General features: G+C 68.4%; 25 protein-coding genes. 6 read left to right on the top strand and 19 right to left on the bottom strand.

The genetic code is table 11. The features are described from left to right. Nucleotides 1–14: 14 nt before the first annotated feature. A complete protein-coding gene (locus QFZ61_RS14610; RefSeq protein WP_307037219.1) occupies nt 15–284 on the top strand; it encodes a helix-turn-helix transcriptional regulator in 270 nt (89 codons plus the stop codon). Here the strand turns inward: QFZ61_RS14610 and QFZ61_RS14615 are convergent. The 3 genes from QFZ61_RS14615 to QFZ61_RS14625 form a co-directional block, all read right to left on the bottom strand. Continuing rightward, nucleotides 281–826 (bottom strand): regulatory protein RecX, encoded by a 546-nt coding sequence (locus QFZ61_RS14615; protein WP_307037221.1) that lies wholly within the window; start codon nt 824–826, stop codon nt 281–283. The two genes, QFZ61_RS14610 and QFZ61_RS14615, sit on opposite strands and share 4 nt — an antisense overlap. Continuing rightward, nucleotides 813–1,862 (bottom strand): recombinase RecA, encoded by a 1,050-nt coding sequence (gene recA, locus QFZ61_RS14620; RefSeq protein ID WP_138769744.1) that lies wholly within the window; start codon nt 1,860–1,862, stop codon nt 813–815. Before recA ends, QFZ61_RS14615 begins: the two co-directional genes overlap by 14 nt. 216 nt (nt 1,863–2,078) lie before the next feature. Continuing rightward, entirely contained in the window at nt 2,079–2,297 is a 219-nt protein-coding gene (locus QFZ61_RS14625) for a DUF3046 domain-containing protein (RefSeq protein ID WP_307037224.1), read from the bottom strand. A gap of 41 nt (nt 2,298–2,338) precedes the next feature. Between QFZ61_RS14625 and QFZ61_RS14630 the strand changes: the two genes are divergently transcribed. Then, nucleotides 2,339–2,860, top strand: coding sequence for a MarR family winged helix-turn-helix transcriptional regulator (locus QFZ61_RS14630; RefSeq protein WP_307037226.1), 522 nt, complete (start codon nt 2,339–2,341; stop codon nt 2,858–2,860). 163 nt (nt 2,861–3,023) lie between these two features. On the opposite strand, the gene QFZ61_RS14635 is transcribed toward QFZ61_RS14630, so the two are convergent. The 7 genes from QFZ61_RS14635 to QFZ61_RS14665 all read right to left on the bottom strand — a co-directional run bounded on the left by QFZ61_RS14635 (nt 3,024) and on the right by QFZ61_RS14665 (nt 11,055). Then, a complete protein-coding gene (locus QFZ61_RS14635) occupies nt 3,024–3,464 on the bottom strand; it encodes a helix-turn-helix domain-containing protein (protein ID WP_307037228.1) in 441 nt (146 codons plus the stop codon). Nucleotides 3,465–3,580: 116 nt separating this feature from the next. Continuing rightward, a complete protein-coding gene (locus tag QFZ61_RS14640; protein WP_307037229.1) occupies nt 3,581–4,129 on the bottom strand; it encodes a CinA family protein in 549 nt (182 codons plus the stop codon). Further along, on the bottom strand, nt 4,126–4,764 hold the full coding sequence (pgsA, locus tag QFZ61_RS14645; protein ID WP_307037231.1) for a CDP-diacylglycerol--glycerol-3-phosphate 3-phosphatidyltransferase: 639 nt from the start codon (nt 4,762–4,764) through the stop codon (nt 4,126–4,128). The genes QFZ61_RS14640 and pgsA overlap by 4 nt, the downstream gene beginning before the upstream one ends. A gap of 9 nt (nt 4,765–4,773) precedes the next feature. Then, nucleotides 4,774–7,701 carry a DNA translocase FtsK gene (locus QFZ61_RS14650; RefSeq protein ID WP_307037233.1) on the bottom strand — a complete coding sequence of 976 codons (2,928 nt, stop codon included), beginning with the start codon at nt 7,699–7,701 and terminating at the stop codon, nt 4,774–4,776. A 203-nt stretch (nt 7,702–7,904) separates the two neighbouring features. Next, the gene (locus QFZ61_RS14655) at nt 7,905–9,596 is read right to left on the bottom strand and encodes a ribonuclease J (protein ID WP_307037235.1); all 1,692 of its coding nucleotides are present in this window, start codon (nt 9,594–9,596) and stop codon (nt 7,905–7,907) included. Nucleotides 9,597–9,656: 60 nt separating this feature from the next. Then, entirely contained in the window at nt 9,657–10,565 is a 909-nt protein-coding gene (gene dapA / locus QFZ61_RS14660; protein ID WP_307037236.1) for a 4-hydroxy-tetrahydrodipicolinate synthase, read from the bottom strand. Between the two features lie 58 nt (nt 10,566–10,623). Then, the gene (locus QFZ61_RS14665) at nt 10,624–11,055 is read right to left on the bottom strand and encodes a hypothetical protein (protein ID WP_307037239.1); all 432 of its coding nucleotides are present in this window, start codon (nt 11,053–11,055) and stop codon (nt 10,624–10,626) included. Nucleotides 11,056–11,173: 118 nt separating this feature from the next. Here QFZ61_RS14665 and QFZ61_RS14670 point away from each other — a divergent pair, with 118 nt between their 5' ends. Beyond that, complete coding sequence (locus tag QFZ61_RS14670) at nt 11,174–12,439, top strand: heparan-alpha-glucosaminide N-acetyltransferase domain-containing protein (protein ID WP_307037241.1); 1,266 nt, start codon at nt 11,174–11,176, stop codon at nt 12,437–12,439. Here QFZ61_RS14670 and QFZ61_RS14675 read toward each other — a convergent pair. The 7 genes from QFZ61_RS14675 to QFZ61_RS14705 form a co-directional block, all read right to left on the bottom strand. Continuing rightward, on the bottom strand, nt 12,436–12,924 hold the full coding sequence (locus QFZ61_RS14675) for a hypothetical protein (RefSeq protein ID WP_307037242.1): 489 nt from the start codon (nt 12,922–12,924) through the stop codon (nt 12,436–12,438). The two genes, QFZ61_RS14670 and QFZ61_RS14675, sit on opposite strands and share 4 nt — an antisense overlap. Next, the gene (dapB, locus tag QFZ61_RS14680; protein ID WP_307037245.1) at nt 12,924–13,682 is read right to left on the bottom strand and encodes a 4-hydroxy-tetrahydrodipicolinate reductase; all 759 of its coding nucleotides are present in this window, start codon (nt 13,680–13,682) and stop codon (nt 12,924–12,926) included. The genes QFZ61_RS14675 and dapB overlap by 1 nt, the downstream gene beginning before the upstream one ends. A 73-nt stretch (nt 13,683–13,755) precedes the next feature. Then, nucleotides 13,756–14,238 (bottom strand): molybdenum cofactor biosynthesis protein MoaE, encoded by a 483-nt coding sequence (locus QFZ61_RS14685; protein WP_307037247.1) that lies wholly within the window; start codon nt 14,236–14,238, stop codon nt 13,756–13,758. Then, nucleotides 14,228–14,755 carry a molybdenum cofactor biosynthesis protein B gene (locus tag QFZ61_RS14690; RefSeq protein ID WP_307037249.1) on the bottom strand — a complete coding sequence of 176 codons (528 nt, stop codon included), beginning with the start codon at nt 14,753–14,755 and terminating at the stop codon, nt 14,228–14,230. Before QFZ61_RS14690 ends, QFZ61_RS14685 begins: the two co-directional genes overlap by 11 nt. After that, nucleotides 14,752–15,177, bottom strand: coding sequence for a cyclic pyranopterin monophosphate synthase MoaC (moaC, locus tag QFZ61_RS14695; protein ID WP_373427205.1), 426 nt, complete (start codon nt 15,175–15,177; stop codon nt 14,752–14,754). The genes QFZ61_RS14690 and moaC overlap by 4 nt, the downstream gene beginning before the upstream one ends. A gap of 122 nt (nt 15,178–15,299) precedes the next feature. Then, nucleotides 15,300–16,517, bottom strand: coding sequence for a gephyrin-like molybdotransferase Glp (gene glp / locus QFZ61_RS14700; RefSeq protein WP_307037253.1), 1,218 nt, complete (start codon nt 16,515–16,517; stop codon nt 15,300–15,302). 24 nt (nt 16,518–16,541) lie between these two features. After that, on the bottom strand, nt 16,542–18,122 hold the full coding sequence (locus QFZ61_RS14705; protein ID WP_307038235.1) for a molybdopterin-dependent oxidoreductase: 1,581 nt from the start codon (nt 18,120–18,122) through the stop codon (nt 16,542–16,544). A 107-nt stretch (nt 18,123–18,229) separates the two neighbouring features. Between QFZ61_RS14705 and moaA the strand changes: the two genes are divergently transcribed. Together moaA and QFZ61_RS14715 are read left to right on the top strand one after the other, a co-directional pair. Then, entirely contained in the window at nt 18,230–19,366 is a 1,137-nt protein-coding gene (gene moaA / locus QFZ61_RS14710; RefSeq protein WP_307037255.1) for a GTP 3',8-cyclase MoaA, read from the top strand. Nucleotides 19,367–19,373: 7 nt separating this feature from the next. Then, nucleotides 19,374–19,640, top strand: a complete 267-nt coding sequence (locus QFZ61_RS14715; protein ID WP_307037257.1) for a MoaD/ThiS family protein — start codon at nt 19,374–19,376, stop codon at nt 19,638–19,640. 13 nt (nt 19,641–19,653) lie between these two features. Here QFZ61_RS14715 and QFZ61_RS14720 read toward each other — a convergent pair whose 3' ends face one another. Together QFZ61_RS14720 and QFZ61_RS14725 are read right to left on the bottom strand one after the other, a co-directional pair. Then, nucleotides 19,654–20,610, bottom strand: a complete 957-nt coding sequence (locus tag QFZ61_RS14720) for an IS481 family transposase (protein WP_307037259.1) — start codon at nt 20,608–20,610, stop codon at nt 19,654–19,656. A 105-nt stretch (nt 20,611–20,715) separates the two neighbouring features. Beyond that, nucleotides 20,716–21,858, bottom strand: coding sequence for a LuxR family transcriptional regulator (locus tag QFZ61_RS14725; RefSeq protein ID WP_307037261.1), 1,143 nt, complete (start codon nt 21,856–21,858; stop codon nt 20,716–20,718). Nucleotides 21,859–21,990: 132 nt separating this feature from the next. Here QFZ61_RS14725 and QFZ61_RS14730 point away from each other — a divergent pair, with 132 nt between their 5' ends. Next, nucleotides 21,991–22,272 (top strand): hypothetical protein, encoded by a 282-nt coding sequence (locus QFZ61_RS14730; RefSeq protein WP_307037262.1) that lies wholly within the window; start codon nt 21,991–21,993, stop codon nt 22,270–22,272. The last annotated feature ends 31 nt before the right edge of the window (nt 22,273–22,303 follow it).

Consider the following 22,303-nt stretch of genomic DNA (forward strand, 5'->3'; position numbering starts at 1 on the left):
GGTATGCTGGCGTGATGGTTAGACTGCCGCTCTCCCCCGCCGAGGTCCAGCGAGGACAGCGCCTGGGTGCCCTGCTCCGGGCGGCAAGGGGCGAACGATCAATGCTGGACGTGGCCCTGGCCGCGGGAGTCTCCCCGGAGACACTGCGGAAGATTGAGACCGGCCGGGTGGCCACCCCGGCCTTCCCGACCATAGCGGCGCTGGCCGACGTTCTCGGGCTTTCCCTGGACGAGGTCTGGAACGAGCTGAAACGGCGTGACGGCACCGTCGGGCTGGCGTCCTAGAGACCCGCCTGCCCGTCGTCCTGCAGCGCGGCGTCGATGACCTCGTTAACGATGCGGAAGGCCTGACCCGGCTGGTACCCCTTCCGGGCCAGCATGGACGCCAGTCGCCGCACGGCCTTGTCCCGCTCGGACGCATCCCCGAGGCCACGCAAGGACCTGAGCTTGCGCTCCACGAGTTCCCGGGCGGCGGTTTCCTCCTGCTCATCGCTGACCTGCGCCAACGCGCAGGCGGCGGTGTCGTCGTCGATGCCCTTTTCGGCCAGCTCCCGGCGCAGGGCGCCCCGGGCGAGCTTCCGGTTCTGCGCACGGCTCCGCACCCACAGCTCCGCGAACTCGGTGTCGTCAACGAGCCGGACCTCTTCGAAGCGGTCCAGGACCGCCTCGGCGACGTCTTCCGGAATGTTGCGCTCGGCCAGCTTGCGGGAGAGCTGCAGCCGGCTTTTGGGCGAGTTGCTCAGCTGCCGCAGGACGATGGCGCGGGCCGCCGACGCGGGATCCGCGTCGGCGTCCAGCTCCGGCCCCGGTGGCTTAGAAGCCGTCAACGGCCTTCAGCTTTGGTGACTCTTCCGGGTCGGCGGCCTTGACGCCGACGCCCAGCTTTTCCTTGATCAGGCGCTCGAGCTCGGCGGCCAGCTCGGGGTTGTCCCGCAAGAAGCGGCGGGAGTTCTCCATACCCTGGCCCAGCTGGTCACCGTCATAGGTGAACCAGGAACCGGACTTCTTGATCAGGCCGTGCTCGACACCCATGTCAATGATGCCGCCCTCGCGGGAGATGCCCTGACCGTAGATGATGTCGAATTCGGCGATTTTGAAGGGCGGCGCCATCTTGTTCTTGACGATCTTCGCCTTGGTCCGGTTGCCGACCGAGTCTGCACCCTCCTTGAGCGTCTGGATCCGGCGGACGTCGATGCGGATGGAGGCGTAGAACTTCAGCGCCTTGCCACCGGTGGTCGTTTCGGGGGAACCGAAGAACACGCCGATCTTCTCGCGCAACTGGTTGATGAAGATTGCGGTGGTCTTGGTCTGGCTCAACCGGCCGGTGATCTTACGCAGCGCCTGGCTCATCAGGCGGGCCTGCAGGCCGACGTGGCTGTCGCCCATGTCGCCCTCGATTTCGGCGCGGGGCACCAGCGCGGCGACGGAGTCGATCACGATGACGTCCAGCGAGCCGGAACCAATCAGCATGTCCATGATTTCAAGCGCCTGCTCACCGGTGTCCGGCTGGGAAACCAGGAGCGCGTCGGTGTCGACACCGAGCTTGGCGGCGTATTCCGGGTCGAGCGCGTGCTCGGCGTCGATGAACGCGGCGATGCCGCCCTGGCGCTGGGCGTTGGCTACGGCATGCAGCGCGACGGTGGTCTTACCGGAGGACTCGGGGCCGTAGATCTCGACCACGCGGCCGCGGGGCAGGCCGCCGATTCCGAGGGCCACGTCCAGGGCAATGGAGCCGGTCGGAATGACCTCGATGGGCGCACGGACTTCATCGCCCAGGCGCATGACGGAACCTTTGCCGAACTGCTTGTCAATCTGGGCAAGCGCTGCGTCGAGCGCCTTCTGGCGATCCGGGGCTGCGGCCATGGTTCACACCTCTGATACTTTCTCGCTGGAGAGTGGCCATCGTGGCCGTTGTTATGTCATCACCGACGCTAGTGGCAGCCTCTGACAATATTGCCGCCGTCGTCGCGTATGTGGAAAACGCTCTGGAAAAAGCATAGCCATACCCGAACAGATATTCGAACAATTGGGCGGCGTGTCCGAGGACTCGGACACCGCCGGTCCCCCCGGGAGGATGGCTCAGTGCGGCTTGACGTCGCGGCCGAGACGCCGCTCGACGGGGACGTCCTGGACATCGCACATGGCCAGCCACACCTGTTTGGGCGGCACCCCGGCGCTGAGAGCCTGGTCGGCGGTGCGGCCGCCGACGCCGGCCAGCACGAGGGAGCTGCTGAGGACACGGGAATAGCCTGCCCCGAACTCGTCATCCATAAGCCGCCAGAAGTCGCTGATTCTCACCGGTAAAGTCTCTCACGGGCCCGGACCCTAGAATGGTTGCTATGAGCACCCCACCCGATGCCAGCCCGGAACCGGCGCGAATTTCCGGGGTCGGCGAAGCCTCCACCGAAGATGCCCTGGCCGCCGTTGAACACCAATTGAGCCTGCTCTGGCGGCGTGCCCGTTCGATGTCGCAGCGGCTCTCCCGCCAGGTCCACCCAGAGATGGAACCGGCCGCCTACGGTCTGTTGTCGGTACTCCGGAGCGAGGGCCCCATCCGGCTGACCGAGTTGGCGTCGCGCATCGGCGTCGGCAAACCCTCGGTGAGCCGTCAGGTCGCGTTCCTGGAGGGCCTGGGTCTGGTTTCCAAGGCTGCCGATCCGCTCGACGGGCGCGCCCAGGCCATCAGCCTGACGGCCAAAGGCGAGGAGAAGATGCACTTGGTCCAGGATGCCCGGCGCGAGGTGTTTCGGGAGCGGCTGGCGGAGTGGCCGGCCGGGGAGCTTGAGGCTTTCGCCGGGTACATGGCGAAACTGAACTCCAGCTACGAACGCGACGGCTTTCCGCGGGACGAGGTGCTTTAGGCCGGTCCCGGGACACGGCGGCCGCGGGTCTCCTCGGGCGGCCCGCGGGTCTGCGGGCGGTCCGGGACTGCGGCGGTCGGGACTGCGGCGCCCGGACTTCGTAGAGCATGCAAAAGGTCCCCGGCACACCGCCGGGGACCTTTCCTGCAGTTATCGGGTAGGGCTAGCGCGCCCCGGAGAGCAGGCCGGTGCCCAGCTCGTCGTTCAGCTCACGGTCAAGGTCACGCCCGTAGCGCTGGGCAAACTCCTGGGGGACGGTGTCCGGTACAGCGACGCCCTCGGCCACGGCCACACGGTCGCTGACTTCGCGGAGCATGCTGGACAACGGAACGTCGAGGGCCGAGCAGATCGAGGACAGCAACTCCGAGGAGGCTTCCTTCTGGCCGCGTTCCACTTCACTCAGGTAGCCCAGGGATACACGGGCACTGTGCGAGACTTCGCGGAGGGTACGGCCTTGGCGCTGGCGGACATCGCGCAGGACATCACCGATTTCGTGACGAAGTACAACCATCTTGCGCTCCTTTTGTTCGCTCTTTGCCTGATCGGCGAGGCCCACATCCTTCCAGCGGACAACGCCGTTTACGGATACGGGCTGCTTTACCATCTGTATCGCCTTGCTCCCTCGTATGTCTGATTCGCCGCGAACGGCGGACGTTGTATTGGTTTCATCCTAGGCGCCGCCTCTCTTTCGGGGCGACACAATCTAACAACTATTCACAATCAACTTTTGTTCCCGGCAACTTTCCCGGCGGTAGCATGGCCCAGGACCTCGAGCAGGCGTTCCAGCGCGGCGCCGCACGCCAGCCCGCGGATTTCCTGGCGGGCCCCCTCGAAGCGGTACGCGAAGGACGTCGCGCCCGCGCCCGTGGCGAGGCCGATGTAAACGGTCCCGACGGGCTTGCCGTCGTGCGGTTCAGGTCCGGCCACGCCGGTGGTGGCCACTCCGACGTCGGCCCCGCACGCGGTCCGCGCGCCGGCCGCCATCGCGGCGGCGACCTGGCCGTCCACGGAGCCGACGGCGTCGAGCAGGTCGCGGGAGACGCCGAGCACGTCGGCTTTGACGGAGTTCGCGTACGCGATCACGCCGCCCTGCAACATGGCTGAGGCGCCCGGCGTGTCCGCGAGCACGGCGGCGACCATGCCAGCAGTGAGGGATTCCGCCGTGGCGACCGTCAGTCCATGCTCGGCGGCGCGGCTCACAGCTTCGCCGGAAAGGCGGTGCAGGTTCGGGTGGTGCCCGGGGTGCTGATCGTGCTGCGGAAGGCTCACGGCGTCCCCTTTCCCACGCGCTGCTTGCGGGCCTGAATACCCCGGGCACGCAGCTTCAGGGCCTCGACGACGTATTCGCCCCCGGTCCAGAGCGTGATTGCGAGGGCGGCCAGCATGACCGCGAAGGACACCACACCAAGCCACGGGGCGATCGAAGCCAGCGGCATCACGTACAGGAAAATGGCCGCGGTCTGGACCACTGTCTTGAGCTTGCCGCCGCGCGAGGCCGGCATGACGCCGTAGCGGATGACGACAAAACGCAGCGCCGTGATCCCCCACTCCCGGACCAGGATCAGCACGGTCACCCACCACGGCAGCTCGGCCAGCAGCGAGAGCATCACCAGGGCCGAGCCGATCAGCAGCTTGTCAGCGATCGGGTCCGCGATTTTGCCGAAGTCGGTGACCAGGCCACGGCTGCGGGCGATGTCGCCGTCGAGTTTGTCTGTGTAGATCGCCACGGCGAACACGACGACGGCGGCCCAGCGCCAGAGTCCATGCTGCGCGTGCAGGCCCGGAGCGTCGGCGACGAGGCACCAGACGAAGAAGGGCACCAGCGCGATCCGCAGCATCGTCAGGATGTTGGGCAGGTTCCAGATCCGCGCGGCGGATCCGGGGCTGGTTTCGGCGCTAGTCACCTTCCTAGGCTACCGTCCGGTGAGCGACCAGGCGTCCTCGGATCCTTCGTCATCGTCACCTGGGCCGTCCGCGCCGTCGTAATACTCGACACTTTGGGTGCGGTTGTCCAGGTCCGCAGCGACCAGATCCTCGGCATAGCCGCCCTGGGCGATGTTCGCGTTCGCGTTGTCGCTGAGCGCCGCCGTCTGCGAGTCGGCGGCGGCGGGGCCTTCCTGGCCCTTCATCGCTGCAAGGACCGCGGCGAGGTCGTCCGGTTTGACCAGGACGTCGCGGGCCTTGGACCCCTCCGACGGGCCCACCACTCCCCTGGACTCCAGCAGGTCCATCAGGCGGCCGGCCTTGGCGAAGCCGACCCGCAGCTTGCGCTGCAGCATCGAGGTCGAGCCGAACTGCGTGGTGACGACCAGCTCGGTCGCCTGCAGCAGGACCTCAAGGTCATCCCCGATGTCGTCGTCGATCTGCTTCTTCTGCGTCTCAGGCGCGACGTCGTCCCGGTATACGGCCTTGAGCTGGCCCTTGACGTGCTCAACCACCTTGTGGATTTCGGACTCGGTCACCCAGGCGCCCTGCACGCGCATGGCCTTGGAGGCGCCCATCGGCAGGAAGAGCGCGTCGCCCTGGCCGATCAGTTTCTCCGCGCCGGGCTGGTCGAGGACCACGCGGGAGTCCGTGACGGAGGACGTCGCGAAGGCCATGCGGGACGGAACGTTGGCCTTGATCAGGCCCGTGACGACGTCCACAGAGGGCCGCTGCGTGGCGAGCACCAGGTGGATGCCGGCGGCGCGGGCAAGCTGGGTGATGCGGACAATGGAGTCCTCGACGTCGCGCGGGGCGACCATCATGAGGTCGGCGAGTTCGTCCACGATTACCAGCAGATACGGGTACGGCCGGATGACGCGCTTGGAATCCACCGGCGGCTGGACCTTCCCGGCGCGGACAGCCTTGTTGAAGTCGTCGATGTGCTTGAACCCGTAGTTGGCGAGGTCGTCGTAGCGGGCATCCATTTCCCGCACCACCCATTGCAGCGCCTCGGCGGCCTTTTTGGGGTTGGTGATGATCGGGGTGATCAGGTGCGGAACGCCCTCGTAGGCGGTCAGCTCCACGCGTTTGGGGTCGACCATGACCATGCGGACCTCATCCGGGGTGGCGCGCATCAGGATCGAGGTGATCATCGAGTTCACGAACGAGGACTTGCCGGCACCGGTGGCGCCTGCGACGAGCAGGTGGGGCATCTTCGCGAGGTTGGCGACGACGTAGCCGCCCTCGACGTCTTTGCCCACGCCCATGACCATCGGGTGGTCGGTGCGGCGGGCGTTCTGGCTGCGCAGCACATCGCCGAGGGACACCGTTTCGCGGTCCGTGTTGGGGATTTCGATGCCGATCGCGGACTTGCCCGGGATGGGGCTCAGGATCCGGACATCGGAGCTGGCGACGGCGTAGGAGATGTTCTTGGACAGGGCGGTGACGCGTTCGACCTTGGTGCCCGGGTTCAGTTCGATCTCGTAGCGGGTGACGGTGGGTCCGCGGCTGAAGCCGGTGACCTGGGCGTCGACGTTGAACTGGGTCAGCGTCTCGGTCAGGGACGCCACGATCGCGTCGTTGGCCTCGGTGCGTTCCTTGGGGATGGAGCCGGGGGTGAGCATGTCCGACGCCGGCAGGGTGTAGGTGACGTCGCCGGCGAGCGAGAGCTGCTCGGTGCGCTGCGGGATCGGGGTGGGCAGTGGCGCCGGGGCGACCGGGTTGGACGGGACCTTGGGAGCCGACCCGGAGGACGGGTTCAGGGACCCGGCCGCGACCATGCCGGGGGTGACCATCGGGATGGCCTCGGTGGCGTTCTCCGCTGCCGCGTCGACCGCCGTGCTGCCCAGGCCCTGGGCTGCCTTGATTTTCTCCACCGCGATCTCTGCCTGGGTGGGCCGCCGCACGCCGGGTGCCACGGCGCTGGCCCCTTTGCCGGTCTTGCCGGCCCCCTTGCCGTGAGTTTCCGCCGACTCGTCGTCGTCGACGACAGCGTGTTCGAACGCCTCGTCCCCGACATAGCCTTCGAGGCGGGGGTCGTTGTCGTCGTCCTTGCCGAAGAGCCGCTTGCGCTTCTTCTTCGGGGCGGGGGCGTCATTTTCGTACAGGTAGCTGCGGTCGTGGCTGTCCTGGGCGTCGTCGTCGTGGCCCTGCAGGTCGACGCCCATCAGGTGCTCGTAGCCGCTGCGGAGCCGGGACGGAATGGCGCCGAAAGGCGTGGCGGTGACGATCAACAGCGAGGTGAAGGCCAGCAGGCTGTACAGCGCCACCGGGACAGCAGCGTGGATGGTTGCCAGCGGCGCGGCCGCGAGATAGCCGAGCATGCCGCCGGCATGGCGCAGGCCGTCAAAGCCGTCGGCCACGGTCGGCTCGCCGCCGATGATGTGCGCCAGGCCGCAGCCGGCAAACGTCATGATCAGGAAACCGATGCCGATCCGGTTGTTCCCGCGGCCGTCCACCGGCTGGCGGAACAGGCGGAACGCGCAGACGAACAGCATCAGCGGCAGCAGCAGCGACATCCAGCCGAAGGTGCCGTTGACGACGGCGAACACCAGGTCCGGGAACCAGCCCTGGAAGCCCCACCAGGCGAAGGTGGCAATGAAGACGCCAAGCACGAGGTTGAACAGGGCTGCGCCGTCGCGGCGTTCCTCCGGTGCGAGGTCGCTGACGTCCGAACCGACCCGGCGGACGCCGGCGCCGACCACGTGGCCAACCCCCAGCCAGGCGCCGGCCACCACGCGGACGAGCCACGGCTGCCGCGGTTCGACGGCGGGCAGTTGCCGGGTCCGCGCTGGACCCTGCCCCCGGCTGCTCTTGGGCGCGGCGGTGCCGGAGCCCCGGACGGATGAACTGCCGGATTTGCCCCGTGAGCTGCCGCTTGAGTTGCCTCTAGGCGCGGAGGTAGTACGTGTCGCCATACTGCCACGCTACCGGAGGCGGAGCGTGAAACCGCGGATTTCCGGGCCGGAGGGATCATGTTGGACGGTGTGGGAACGGCCCGCCCGTCCGCCAGGGGCCGCCGTCGGACAAGGCAAAACGGCCTTTCCCGCCTGCCGCCGGAGGGCGGCCGGCGGGAAAGGCCGTTGCTGGGTTATTTTCCGGACAGCATCCGGGACGGCGTTTAGGCCTCCAGGACCACCGGGATGATCATCGGCTTGCGGCGCAGCTTGCGGTTCACCCAGGTGCCGACAACGCGGCGGACGACCTGCTGCAGCTGCTGCGAGGTGTGCTCCGTCCCGTTCTGGACAGCTTCCTCGAGTGCGGCGTTGATCTTGGGGATGATTTCGTCGAAGACCGAATCGTCCTCGGCGACACCGCGGGCGTGGATTTCCGGCCCGGAGACCACCTTGCCGGTCGCGCGGTGGATGACCGTGATGATCGAGATGAAGCCCTCGTCCCCAAGGGTCTGGCGGTCCTTGAGGTCGGCTTCGGTGACTTCACCGACGCTGGAGCCGTCCACGTACACGAAGCCGACCTCGACCTGGCCGACAATGTCCGCCTGGTGGTCCCGGAGGTCCACGACGGTGCCGTTGTCAGCGAGCAGGATGCTCTCTTCCGGAACACCGGAGTCGAGGGCGATCTTGCCGTTGGCGATGAGGTGGCGGGTTTCGCCGTGTACCGGCATCGCGTTGAGCGGCTCCAGGATGTTGTAGCAGTAGAGCAGCTCGCCCGCGGCGGCGTGGCCGGAGACGTGGACCTTGGCGTTGCCCTTGTGGATGACGTCCGCGCCGAGCTTCAGCAGCCCGTTGATGATGCGGTAGACGGCGTTCTCGTTGCCCGGGATGAGGCTGGAGGCGAGGATGACGGTGTCGCCCTGGCCGACGACGACGCGGTGGTCGCCGTTGGCCATGCGGGACAGCGCGGCCATCGGTTCGCCCTGCGAGCCGGTGGACATCAGGACCACGCGGTTGTCCGGCAGGTTGTCGATGTTCTTGATGTCGACCAGGATGCCGGCCGGAACCTCGAGGTATCCCAGTTTCTCGGCGATGGCCATGTTGCGGACCATGGAGCGGCCCACGAAGGCCACCTTGCGGTTATGGTTCGCGGCGGCGTCAAGGACCTGCTGGACGCGGTGCACGTGCGAGGAGAAGGAGGCCACAATGATGCGCTTCGACGCCTGGCCGAAGAGCCGGTCCAGGGTGGGGCCGATTTCCTTCTCGGCCGTGGTGAAGCCGGGAACGTCCGCGTTGGTGGAGTCGGACATGAAGAGGTCAACGCCCTCCTCGCCAAGCTTCGCGAAGTGGCGCAGGTCGGTGATCCGGCCGTCCAGCGGAAGCTGGTCCATCTTGAAGTCGCCGGTGTGCAGCACGGTGCCGCCGGCGGTGCGCAGGAACACGGCGAGGGCATCCGGGATCGAGTGGTTGACAGCCACGAATTCGCATTCGAACGGGCCGAGCTTTTGGACTTCACCCTCGGTGACGACGTGGGTGTTCGGCCGGATCCGGTGTTCCTGCAGCTTCGCTTCGATCAGGGCGAGGGTGAGCTGGGAGCCGACGATGGGGATGTCGTTGCGCAGGCGCAGCAGGTAGGGAACGGCGCCGATGTGGTCCTCGTGGCCGTGGGTCAGGATGACGGCGACAATGTCGTTCATCCGGTGCTCGATGTAGGAGAAATCGGGCAGGATCAGGTCCACGCCGGGCTGGGTCTCCTCGGGAAAGAGCACGCCGCAGTCGACGATGAGCAGCTTTCCACCGATTTCGAAGACGGTCATGTTGCGGCCGATCTCGCCGAGACCGCCAAGCGGAACGATCCGCAGGGTGTTCTGCGGCAGGCGGGGCGGCGTGGTGAGGCCGGGAAGGGCGGTTTGGGTCATAATGCACTACTTTCCAGGCAGAGCAGGAGGGTCTTCTTGCGATGTGGCAAAGGAGCCGGATCAGGAGAAGACGAGCCCTGCTTCCGCCAAATCCTCGCGGATGATTTCGATCTCGGCATCGCCCGGCTCCACGAGGGGCAAACGGACAACCGAGTTGGACAGGACTCCCTGCCACTTAAGAACTTGCTTTGCAGCAACAGCACCCTGGATATGGGTCATCACTGCACGGACCACAGGGTCCAGTTCGAAATGTATGGTGCGGGCGGTGGCAAAATCGCCTGCAAGCGCGGCGTCAATCATCGCGCGGTACTGCTTGGTCGCCACGTGCGCCGAGACACTGACCAGCCCGACGGCGCCCGCGGCCATCCAGGGCAGGGTCAGCCCGTCGTCGCCGGAGTAGACGTCAAGGTCGGTGTTGGCCAGCACGCGGGTCACGGCGGCGAAGTCTGCCTTGGCGTCCTTGAGGGCGACGATCCTGGGGTTGTCGGCCAGCCGGATCATCGTCTCCGGCAGGATCGGCACACCGGCGCGGCCGGGGATGTCGTAGACCATGACGGGCAGGTCCGCGGCGGCGGCGACGGCCTCGATGTGCGCCTGGATGCCGGCCTGGCTCGGCTTGTTGTAGTACGGGGTGACGATCAGCTGGCCGTGGGCGCCGGCTTTGACGGCCCGCTTGGCCATCTCGATCGAGTGCGAGGTGTGGTTGGTGCCGGTCCCGGCAATCACCTTGGCCCGGTCCCCCACCGCCTCGACAATGACCCGGAACAGTTTTTCCTTCTCATCGTCCTCCAGCGTGGAGCTTTCCCCCGTGGTACCGGAGATGACGAGAGCGTCGTTGCCGTCGTCGACCAGCTTGCTCGCCAGCTCCGCGGACCCCTGATAATCGACCTCACCGTCGTTTGTGAACGGAGTGACCATGGCGGTCACAAGGGTTCCGAACGTGTAAGAACGAATGTCAGAGTCAGCCATAGGAAAAACGTTACCTTGTCCCTGGCTTCTTAGGACAATGGCGGCGGCGTGACGCGCGTCAAACGCGGCCCTCCCCCGCCGTCGGCCGTGGCTGCGCGGTCGGCCCCGTCGGCGCCGTCGGCCCCGTCGGCGCCGGATGAGCGTCCCCGTGGACGCCTCGGCGCGTAGCCGGGGAAGCGCAGTAGCGGCTGACGGCGTCCTCGCGCAGGGCCTCCGCCCAGGCCGCCAGACGCTGGGCTGCGCGGACATAGTGGAACAACTCAGTCGGGGTGAGCGCCTCAAGGTCGGTTTCAGCGAGCCGGCGGGCCAGCTCCGCCCCGGGCGGCTGGGCCGACAGAAGGGTGCCCTCACGGTGCCACTGGATGTCTTCTGCCGACTCCCCCGCGACCAGCCGCCGGAAGAGGAAATCGACGACGCCCGGGCTCATCGCCCTGAGCACTCCGGAGGCGCTTGAGAAGTCGTTCCCTGCAGGTTCTGGTGCATGCGTCATGCCGCCCATCGTATTCGAACGTATATTCGAATACAAGGCTGCGTGGCGGCTATGAACCGGGGGCGCCGGCGCGGCAGGGGGCGCCGTCGGACAACCGTGGACATGAGACGATCAGACGATGACCTCGCGCGGCATTGCATCAGCTTCCCGGCTGGCCGGAGGCGGGGCGGCAGCGGTCCGCCTTACGGGCGTCGACGCAGCCAGGGGGCTGGCGCTGCTGGGCATGATGGCGACGCATATTCTGCCCACCTTCGAGTCCGGCCCGCAGCTGACGCCGACCTGGGTCGGCCTGGCCTTTTCCGGGCGGGCCGCGGCGCTCTTTGCTGTCCTTGCCGGCGTCGGCCTGGCGCTCTCGACCGGCAAGGAGCAGCCGCTCCAGGGGCGCCCGCTGTGGGCTGCCCGCCGCGGCATCGCGCTCCGGGCACTGGTGGTGGGCGCCGTGGGGCTCGCGCTCGGCGGTCTCGAAGTGAACATCGCGGTGATCCTGTTGCATTACGCCGTGCTGTTTCTCTGTGTGCTGCCGTTCATCGGACTTCGTCCGGGGCAGCTCTGGGGGTTCGCAGCGGCCTGGCTGCTGGCCAGCCCGGTCCTGGCGTACCTACTGCGGCCGTGGCTGCTGGCGGCTGACCCGCCGCTGCGGCTCGACCATAACCCGGGGTGGGAGGACTTATCGACGCCGGGCCGGTTGTTCGGTGACTTGTTCCTGACCGGCTACTACCCCGTGCTGCAATGGCTCACCTACCTGATCATCGGACTGGCGATCGGGCGGATGGCATTGTCGAGGACGGCAGTACCGGCGCTCCTGGTCGCCGCCGGGGCCGCGGCGGCGGTCCTCGCCAAGTGGCTGAGCGGGGTGTTTCTGGAAGACTGGGGCGGCCGGGCGGCGCTGCAGGAGGCGCTCGGCGACCCGTCATACCCGCTGAGGAGCCTGTTGCAGGTCACTCTTGCCGGGATCGACCAGTCCGGGTCGGGGTGGTGGCTGGCTTCCAGCGCCCCGCATTCGGGCACCACCCTGGATCTGCTGCACACCTCGGGCGTCGCCGCCGCCGTGCTGGGCCTGTGCTTGTTGCTGGGCCGGCTCGCGGAGTGGGTGGAGCTTGACCTGCTGCTGCCCTTCCGCGGCGCCGGCGCGATGACGCTGAGCCTGTACGCGGCGCACATCGCGGTGATGGCATCCCTGTACGGCCGGCCGTTGCCCGTCGGCTGGACGGTTGAAGGCGTCTACTGGGCGCAGGCCCTCGCGGTGCTGGTCCTGGGCGGGGCGTTCGCCGCGCTGTCCTGGCGCGGACCGCTGGAGTGGGCCGGCCACGGCGCCAGTCAACTGGGCCGGGGCCAGCTGGCGCGCGGCCAGCTGGGTCGTGGCGGCGGGAACGCCGGGACCTAGGCGCCGCCCTCCGGCGAACCGTCGCGGAAGAGCCGGACGGCGTCGCGCATGGACGCGCGGGCCCGCTTGCGGTCGCCGGCGGCGTCGTAGGCGCAGCTGAGCCGGAACCATGAGCGCCAGTCCCCCGGCGCCGCTTCGGCTTCTGCCCGGTACTTTTCGAACTCCAGATCCGCGGCTTCGCGAACAATCCGGCCGGCGGGGGTCCGCGGGAGCGTGTCTTCGGGCAGGCCGCCTTCAGCCTCCAGGATTTTCGCCAGCCGCTCGGTCCGGGCCCCGAAGAGCAGTTCCCGCACCAGGGCCCAGGCCCCGACCACCGGCAGCAGCAGGTACGCCAGGCCCAAACCCTTGGCGACCAGGTTGGGATCCGACAGCAGCAGCACGGAGCGCTGCAGGGAGACCACCAGGTAGAACACCAGCAGGAGCGTCACTGCGCCCACCCAAAGCTTGGTGCGGTTGGTCTTCAGCGCGTCCAGGACGTTGGCCATCAGAGGCCCAGGTCCAGGTAGCCGTCGAGGCCCACGGTGAGTCCCGGGTGCGCGGCGACGTTGCGCACGCCAAGCAGGACGCCGGGCATGAAGGACGCCCTGTCGAAGGAGTCGTGGCGGAAGGTCAGCTGCTCGCCGGGGCCGCCCAGCAGGACTTCCTGGTGTGCCACGAGGCCGCGGAGCCGGACGCTGTGGACGCGAACGCCGTCGACCTCGCAGCCGCGTGCCCCGGCGCGCTCCGACATGGTGGCGTCGGGGCTGACCGCGACACCGGCGTCGGCCCGTTCCGCTGCGATTAGCTGGGCTGTGCGCACGGCGGTACCGGAGGGGGCGTCGACTTTCTCCGGGTGGTGCAGCTCGATGATTTCCACCGACTCAAAGTAGCGGGACGCCTTCGCGGCAAAAGCGGAAGCAAGGACCGAGCCGAGGGCGAAATTCGGGGCGATCAGGACACCGGTGCCGGGCCGGGCCGCGAGAAGAGCTTCCAGCCGCTCCAGCCGGTCCGGGCTCCAGCCGGTGGTGCCGACGACGGCGTTCAGGCCGTGCTCAACGGCGAAGGTCACGTTCGCTTCGGTGCTCCCGGGAACGGTCAGGTCCACCACGACCTGCGCTCCCGACTCCACCAGTTCATCGAGGGAATCGTTCCGGCCCAGGGCGGCCACGAGCTTCAGATCCTGGGCGGCTTCGACGGCCTTGACGGCTTCGGCCCCCATGCGTCCGTGGGCGCCCAGAACGGCGACGGCGAGTTGTTCGGTCATGCCATCAACCCTACCGCCGGTAGGCCTCCGGGCCGGAACCGGGGAGCTGGGTTACTACCCGTCCGCTCCGAACTTACCCGCCCGCACCGACCCACTCAACGGTGCCGTCGGTGAAGAACTGTTCCTTCCAGATCGGGACTTGCTCCTTGATCCGGTCCACCAGCTCCGAGCACACCGCGAACGCCTGCCCGCGGTGCGCGGCGGAAACGGCGCAGACCAGGGCCGGATCGCCGATCTCCAGCATGCCGGTGCGGTGCGCCGCCCAGATCCGCACCGGTCGGGCAGGCTGATCCCCCTGGGACCCGTCTGCCCCGCCGGGGGTGTACTCGGCTACGAGCTGGGCAACGACGTCGGCCATCACCTGGTGCGCCGTGGGGTGGGCGCTGTAGCTGAGGCGCTGCACCGGCTTGCCGCCGTCGTGGTTCCGGACGACGCCGCTGAAGCTCACCACGGCTCCCGCGGTGTCCGACTCGACGGCGGCGATCGCCTGGTCCACCGAGATGGGCTCGGCGCTGAGGACGGCGTGGACAACTTCAAAGGTGGATTCAGTGCCCATGGCTGCCCTCCAGCTGGTCGCAAAGGTGTCCGATCACCGGGTCCAGCACGCCCAGGCCGTCCATGACGCCCTTCGGGGATCCCGGGAGGTTGAGGATGAAGGTCTGCCCGGCGGCGCCGGCGTGGCCGCGGCTCAGCATGGCCGTCGGGGTCTTCGCCGCGCCCGCCCTCCGCAGGGCCTCCATGATGCCGGGTATCTCCCGGTCCAGCAGCGGCAGCGTCTGTTCCGGGGTCGCATCGGTGGGGCTCAGCCCGGTGCCGCCGCTGGTGATGATCACCGCCGGTCCCTGGCTCAGCAGGGCCCGCAGGGCCGCGCCGACCGGCTCGCCGTCGGGCACCACCATGGCCGGATACGGCTCGAAACCGTGCTCGGTCAGCCAATCGGCGATGACGGGGCCGGTAAGGTCCTCGTAGACTCCGGCGGCGGCACGGGTGGAGGCGATCACGATACCGGCCTTACGGCCGGTGGCCTCGCCGTGGCGGTGTGGTTCAGGCAGGTTTCCATTGTGCTGGGTCACAGTGTCCAGTCCCCGCTCTTGCCGCCGCTTTTGGCGAGCACTTTGATATCCGTCAGGACCGCGTGCTTGTCCACGGCCTTGATCATGTCGTAGACGCTCAGCGCCGCGACGGACACCGCGGTGAGCGCTTCCATCTCTACCCCGGTCACGCCCCGGGTCTTGACCGTGGCGAAGACAGTGACGGTGTCGGCGCCGAGTTCGAAGTCGACGGTGACCTTGGTCAGTGGCAGCGGGTGGCACAGCGGGATCAAGTCCGGCGTTTTCTTGGCCGCCAGGATGCCGGCGACCCGAGCGACGGCGAGCGCGTCGCCTTTGGGCAGTTCACCGGCGCCGAGCAGGGCCAGAACCTCGGCGGTGCTGTTGACTGTGGCCGTGGCGGTGGCTTCCCGGGTGGTCTCGGCCTTGTTGGAGACGTCGACCATCTGGGCGGTGCCGTCCTGCCGGAGATGGGTCAGCGCGGGCGCGCCCGGGTTCTCCGCGTCGGGGTTCTCCGCGTCGGGGTTCTCCGCGTCGGGGTTCTCTGTGTGGGGGCTCTCGGCGTCGTTCACAGCATCCATACTTCCACCTCGTCGCCTGATGCGAGCTCCGCAGTTCCCACCGGGACCTGAACGAGGACGTTGGACTGCGCCAGGGCGTGCACCAGATGCGATCCTGGACCGCCTTCCAGCCGGACCGTACCGTCAGTGCCGAGGGTGCCGCGCCGGACCTGGTGCTTGGCCTCTGGCGAGGACAGGGCTTCGGCCAGCCGGGCCCGCACCGCCGGGCGCGGCGACGGTGAGCCGAACAGTTCAGCAAGCACCGGCCGGAGGAACATCTCGAAGGAGACCAGGCAGCTGACCGGATTCCCCGGGAACCCGAGGACGGGCACACCGTCGAACGTTCCGATACCCTGCGGCCCGCCGGGCTGCATCGCCACCGCACCGAAGTCGACGTCGTGTCCTGCCAGCGCCTGCCGGACCACCTCGTACGCGCCTTTGCTGACGCCGCCGGTGGTGACGATCAGGTCCACCTCGGGCGCGTGCCGGCGCAGCAGCCGCGCCAGGTCGCCAGGGTCGTCCGCGGAGATGCCGGTCCGGGTGACGGCCAGGCCGGCCTGGCGCAGCGCAGAGTCCAGCAGGGTGCCGTTGGCATCATAGATTTTTCCGGGCGCCAGCGGGATTCCGGGCTCCACCACCTCGTCGCCGGTGGTCACCAGCAGGACGCGCGGGACGGCGTGCACCGGCACCTCGGTAAGGCCCAGCGCGGCCAGCAGACCCAGCTGTCCCGGACCCAGGAAAGTCCCGGCGGCCAGGGCCGTCGCGCCGGCGGAGATGTCGCTGCCTACGGAACGGACGAAGGCGCCGGCCGGGGCGGCGGGCAGGCGGACCGTGGCGGTCGCCCCGGGCTCGGGGAAAGAATCGGGGACGGCCTGTTCGATGGGTACGACGGCGTCCGCACCGGCCGGGATCATCGCGCCGGTCATGATGGGCGCGGCGGTGCCCGGTGCCAGCCGGGCGGGCTCGGCACCGGCCGGGACAGCAGCGGCGACGCGCAACTCTGCGCCGCCGTCGGGCACATCCGCGCTGCGGACGGCGAAACCGTCCATCTGCGAGTTCGCGAAAGGCGGAAGGTCCATCGGCGCGACCAGGTCCGCGGCGAGTCCGCGGCCCAGGGCTGCGCGCAGCGGTACCGTGTCGACGCGGGCGGCCAGGGGTGCAAGCAGCACACGGACCTTGTCCCGGTGCGCTTCCACGCTGGCTGGCCTTTTCGCGGTGCGGTGCATGGGCTTGACCTTCGGCTCGGCGGGCTAGGACTTCACGTCCACTGTAACCGTGTGGTAGCCGGTGGCCCCGCTGGGCGCAACCGGCGCGCTTTCCTCCACTTGCGGGGCGCCGGACAGATCGGTGGCGCGGACCTGCACCTCGTACTGGCCCGGGCCAAGCGGCAGGCCAAGCTTCCACTGTCGCCAGGTGTCCGCAGAGATCGCCGGTGCGAGTTCAGCGGGTTTCCAGTCGCCACGGTTGACCCGCAGCTCCACCTTGCCGACGCCGCGGTGCTGCGCCCAGGCGACACCGGCGAAGGTCACCGTCCCCGCCTTGACGCTCCGGCCGCCGCGGGGCACATCGATCCGTGACGACGTCTTGATCGGGCCGCGCTCACTCCAGCCACGCGGCGTCCAGTACCCGACGTCGTCAGCGAACCGCGTCACCTTCAGCTCGGTCACCCACTTGGTCGCCGAGACGTAGCCGTAGAGCCCCGGGACGACGAGACGGACTGGGAAGCCGTGCTCCAGCGGCAGCGGTTCCCCGTTCATTCCGACGGCCAGCAGCGCGTCCCGGTTATCCGTCAGCACCTCCAGCGGGGTTCCCGCGGTCCAGCCGTCGGCGCTGCGCGAAAGCACCATGTCGGCATCCAGCTGCGGACCTGCCTGGGCCAGCAGCTCCCGGACCGGCCAGCCGAGCCAGCGGGCGTTGCCGATCAGGTCACCGCCAACTTCGTTGGAGACGCAGGCGATGGTGATGTGCCTTTCGGTGAGGGGTTTGGCCAGCAGTGCCTGAAAGTCCAATTCGACCTCGTGGTCCACCATTCCGGTGACGGTGAGTCTCCAGCCGCCCGGATCCACCAGCGGAACCCGCAGGGCCGTGTCGATCCGGTAAAAGTCCTTGTTCGGCGTCACCAGCGGGGCCACGTTGGCGACGCCAAGCTCGGCCCCGGCGGGGATCTCCGGCGCCGCGGACGCCGGGGCGGGCAGGGCGAGTTTGCTGCGGACGCCGGCGACGGCGTCAGCCGCCCCGCGCAGGCTGGAGGCAATCAGTCCGCCCGCCCCCGAGAGAAGGGCGGTGCCGGCCAGGGACGTCAGGAAGCGGCGGCGGCCGGCGCCCTCCGGCCGCTGGCCTGCCCACGTGTCGTCGTGCGGCAGGCCCACCCGCGCATCGTCCTGCCACTGCCCCAGGCGGCGGATCAGCCAGCGCAACAGCCCCACACCAAGGACGGCGGCCAGCAACGGGGCCGCGACAGCGGTCGCGGAAGCGCCGGCCCGGCCCAGCACGGCCCCGAGGCCCGCCAGACCAAAAACAACGATGACAGCCTGCCCGGCGAAGCGGCGCCGCCATTCCAAAATACCGGCCACGGCTGCCAGCGTGGCGATCACCAGTGCCATGCCGCCAAGCAGGGCCAGTTTGTCCGCCGTCCCGAAGACTGCGATGGCCCAGTCTTTAACTCCCGGCGGCACTGCGTCGATCACCACGCCGCCGACCGCCGTCACCGGCGACACCGAGGGGCTCAGCAGCCCGGCAGCCAGTTCACCCAGGACGACACCCGCGCCGACGGCAGCCATCCCGGCCGCGGCCGCCCAGCGTAGGGCGTGCCGTCCGGAGGGCCGGGGCATTTCACCGGCATCCGCTGCCGGAGCGGCCCGGAACGTGTTCACGCTTCCAGCATAAGTCGCAGGCCCCAGGGGGTGATGCCCCGAGGTTGGTGGCGTAGCCTGACGTTATGAGTGTTCAGCTTGGCATGCCCCAGCCCCGTCCGGAAGGCGGCCCCGGCGCGGGTTCGCCCGCGCCGCTCCCGGCCGGACGCCCGGCCGGGATACCTGCCGGGCTGGTGGACCGCTACGGCCGCCGTGCCACCGACATGCGCCTCTCGCTGACAGACAAATGCAACCTGCGCTGCACGTACTGCATGCCGGCCGAAGGCCTGCAGTGGCTGGCCAAGCAGGCGGTGATGACTGCGGAAGAAATCGTGCGGATCGTGCGGATCGGCGTGGAACAGCTGGGTGTCCGCGAGCTCCGGCTCACCGGCGGAGAGCCGCTGGTTCGGGCGGATCTGCTCGACATCATCTCCGCAATCCGAACCGCGCATCTCGATCTTCCGATCTCCATGACCACCAACGCCGTCGGACTCGACAAAAAGGCGGCCGGGCTGAAGGCCGCCGGTCTCACCCGGATCAACGTGTCGCTGGATTCACTGCATGAGGAAACGTTCACCCAGCTGACCCGGCGTCCGTTCCTGGACCGGGTGCTCGCCGGTGTGGACGCCGCCTGGGCCGCGGGCCTGGGTCCGGTGAAGCTCAATGCCGTGCTAATGCGCGGCATCAACGACGCAGAGTCCCCCTCGTTGCTGGCGTGGGCGCTGGGCCGCGGCTACGAGCTGCGCTTCATCGAACAGATGCCGCTCGATGCAGACCACGGCTGGACCCGCCGGAACATGATCACGGCGGCGGAGATCCGCGAGTTGCTTTCCGTGGATTACGTGCTCAGCGCCGACCCGCGGGAACGTGACGGTGCCCCGGCCGAGCGTTTCGAAGTCCGTGCCCGCATCCCCGGCACCGGCGAGGCCGCCGGCCCCGTGCTGGGCACCGTGGGCATCATCGCCTCGGTCACCGAACCTTTCTGCGCGGACTGCCGCCGGACCCGGATCACGGCGGAAGGCAAGATCATGAGCTGCCTCTTCTCCCGGGAGGAAGTCGACCTGCTGGGGTTGCTGCGCGCCGGTGCCAGCGACGAACAGCTCGTGGAGCGCTGGCAGGATGCCATGTGGCTCAAACCCAAGGCCCACGGCATGGACCACGTCGGACTGGACGCTCCGGACTTCGTCCAGCCGGACCGCAGCATGAGCGCCATCGGAGGCTGACCCGCCCGTGAACGTACGTTACTTCGCTGCCGCGCGGGCAGCCGCCGGCACCGACGAGGAGAAATTCGACCTCGCCGACGGCGCCACGGTGGCCCATCTACTGGAGGCCATCCTCGCCGTCGAACGGCGCGAGCCCCCTGCGGGCACCCCGCCGCTGGCCCGCATCCTGTCCAGGTCGAGCTTCCTGCTCAACGAGGTGGCTGTCCGGAACCAGTCGGCTCCCCTGGCGGCGGACGACGTCGTCGACGTGCTGCCGCCGTTCGCCGGCGGCTAGCTGTACTGCGCCATTAGGTTGGTGACACTCGGTTGATGGGTGTGGTTCCGATGCCGGTGTGGATTCGTTCAGTGTTGTAGTGCTGGAGCCAGGGCGCAAGGGCTGCTTGGCGGTGGTTGCTGCTGGTGAAGACCTGCCGGTAGGCCCATTCGGTTTGCAGGGTGCGGTTGAAGCGTTCGGCTTTGCCGTTGGTCCAGGGGCAGTGCGGTTTAATGAATCGCTGCACTGCCCCGAGATCGGTCACGGCCTGACGGAACGCAGCCGACTTGCGGTAGGCAAAGGCGTTGTCCGTGAGGACACGTTCGATGCGGTCGATGCCGTGCCCGGCGAAGTAGGCTGCGGCGCGGGTGAGGAACCCGGCGGCGGTGGTGCCCTTCTCGTCGGGGAGGACTTCGGCGTAGCCGATGCGTGTGTGGTCATCGATCGCGACGTGGACGTAGTCGTAACCAATTCCATTGCCTCGGACCTGTTCCGAGCGGCCGTGGGCCCGCCAGCCGCCTCCTTCCGGGATGCGGCCGAGTTTCTTGACGTCCAGGTGGATCATTTCCCCGGGCCGTGAGCGTTCGTACCGGTTCGCCGTGGTCCTGGCAGCCCGGATCGGAGCGCCGGTCAGCGGATCACAGTCCGCGAGATGCGGGACGCCGTGGCGGTGCAGGATCCTGCCCACGGTCCGGGCCGGGACGCCGGTCAGCGCCGCGATCCGCAATGGCCCGAACCGGACAGAGCGCCGGGCGTCCAGGACGGCTTGTTCACGCTCGGGACTTGTCCGGGCCGGTGATGACTTCGGGCGGCTTGAGCGGTCCCGCAGTCCGGCCGTTCCTTCGGTCCGGAACCGTCGGACCCACCGGTACGCGGTCTGCCGGGACACCCCCAGCTCCGCGGCGATATGGGCGACCGGCCGGCCTGCGGCCACCCGGTCAACGATGAGGCGTCTTCCATGAACTGTCAGTCGGGCATTAACGTGGGACACGAGGACCTCCGAGCGCGAAGTGTGTGAATTAGACAGCTCCACTTAGCCCGGAGGTCCTCCTCGTTTTCAAGCCCCTAGTGTCAACAACGTCCCGGCCCAGTACAGCTAGCCGGGCGCGGCTCCCAAGGCCAGGCCCAGCAGCGCAGCCCGGCTCCGGACACCGCAGGCGATGAACACAGCCTTGAACTGGTCCTGCACGGTGTAGGGGCGTATGTGCAGGGCAGCCGCCAACTCCGCCGTGCTGAGCCCGCCGGCAGCGATTTCCAGCAACCGGTGCTGCTGGGGCGTCAAAGCAAAGCAGCGGGCGAAAACCTCGATCCGGTCCGCCGCCGGACAATCCTGGATCGTCACCGCCAGCGGCGCCGTCGTCCCTGCCTTGGAATCCATCCGGGTGGAACGCAGCAAGGCCAGCGCCCCCTGTCCCACCGGGACCCTGCTCATGGCGGGGTTGTCATCCACTCCGGCTTCCCGGGCCAGGAGCTGGGCTGCGACGTTAAGAACTTCGGCCGGAACGCCTTGATACGGCCGGGGCGCGCGCTGCAGCAGCCCCAGCCATTCCCCTGCGGTGGCGGTTTGTCCCACGACGCTCAGCTGCTCGTCCAGGACCAGCACGGCCTGAAGCGGAAGGGGCGTGCCCGGTACCCGCTGGGCCGGGCGGCCTTCGGCGTCGCGGTGCCATTGTGCTGCCCGGCTCCGCCGCAGCCCGGCCGTCAGCAGCGGCGCTGCCGCGGCGAGGTAGGCGGTTTCAGTCTCGGAGAACGTCCCGGCGGTCCCACTGCGAACACCCCCGCCGCGCGCATCGTCACTGCTCGCATCGTCACTGCGCCAGAGGTCCAGCCAGCCCCAGCACCCGTGCTTGTCGGCAAAAACCGCTGACAGCACATCCGTCACGCCGTAACGAACCAGCAGCCGGTTCCAGAGCAGGCTCCGCTCCGGGTGCCCCCGCGTAACTGTCAGCAGGGTGGCTGCCCGCCGGGGCTGTCCGCTTAGCGCGGTCCAGCGGCACTGCGGTGTCAGGTACTTGAGCCGGATGAGTTCCGGCAGTTCCTCCGGACAGGGAATCACGGCAATCGGCGAGATCCCGGTGGCCGACTCCGGGTCCGACAACGGCCACGCATAGGCACTGAACGGCACGATCTTGGCGATTTCGCCAAGCGCTTCCTTCCGCAGCTCCGTGTCGTCAGGCGCGTCCCGGCAGAGGTGCGCTATGCGATCCAAACTGCGGCTCAAGGCCCAGCTGGTGGCCATGAGACCAGTATGCCGTTTAGGCACTTCCGTTGAATACGCCCGTACCACCCAGAATTCTGGGATACCTCGCATCCCTGGCCCGCGCTTACCGTGAAGACGTCCGCAGGGACAGCGACAGCAGGAAGGATTCTTATGTACACCTTGCAGATCGAGCACAAGATTAAGGATTTCGGGATGTGGAAGACGGCGTTCGACCGGGACCCGGTCAACCGGGCGGCCTCTGGAGTGACCGGGCACCGGATCAGCCGCCCGGTGGAGGATCCGCACTATGTGGTGGTCGAGCTCGACTTCGAGCAGCGGGACCAGGCGGAAGCATTGCTGGCGAATCTCCGGGCAACTGTCTGGAATTCCTCCAGCGCCGCTCCTGCCCTTCAGGGGGTGCCGACGACCAGGATCCTTGAGTCGGCCAGTTGACGACGGCCCGGCCGGCGAGCGGCCGCAGCTA

Source organism: Arthrobacter sp. B3I4 (genome assembly GCF_030816855.1).
Classification (GTDB): Bacteria; Actinomycetota; Actinomycetes; order Actinomycetales; family Micrococcaceae; genus Arthrobacter.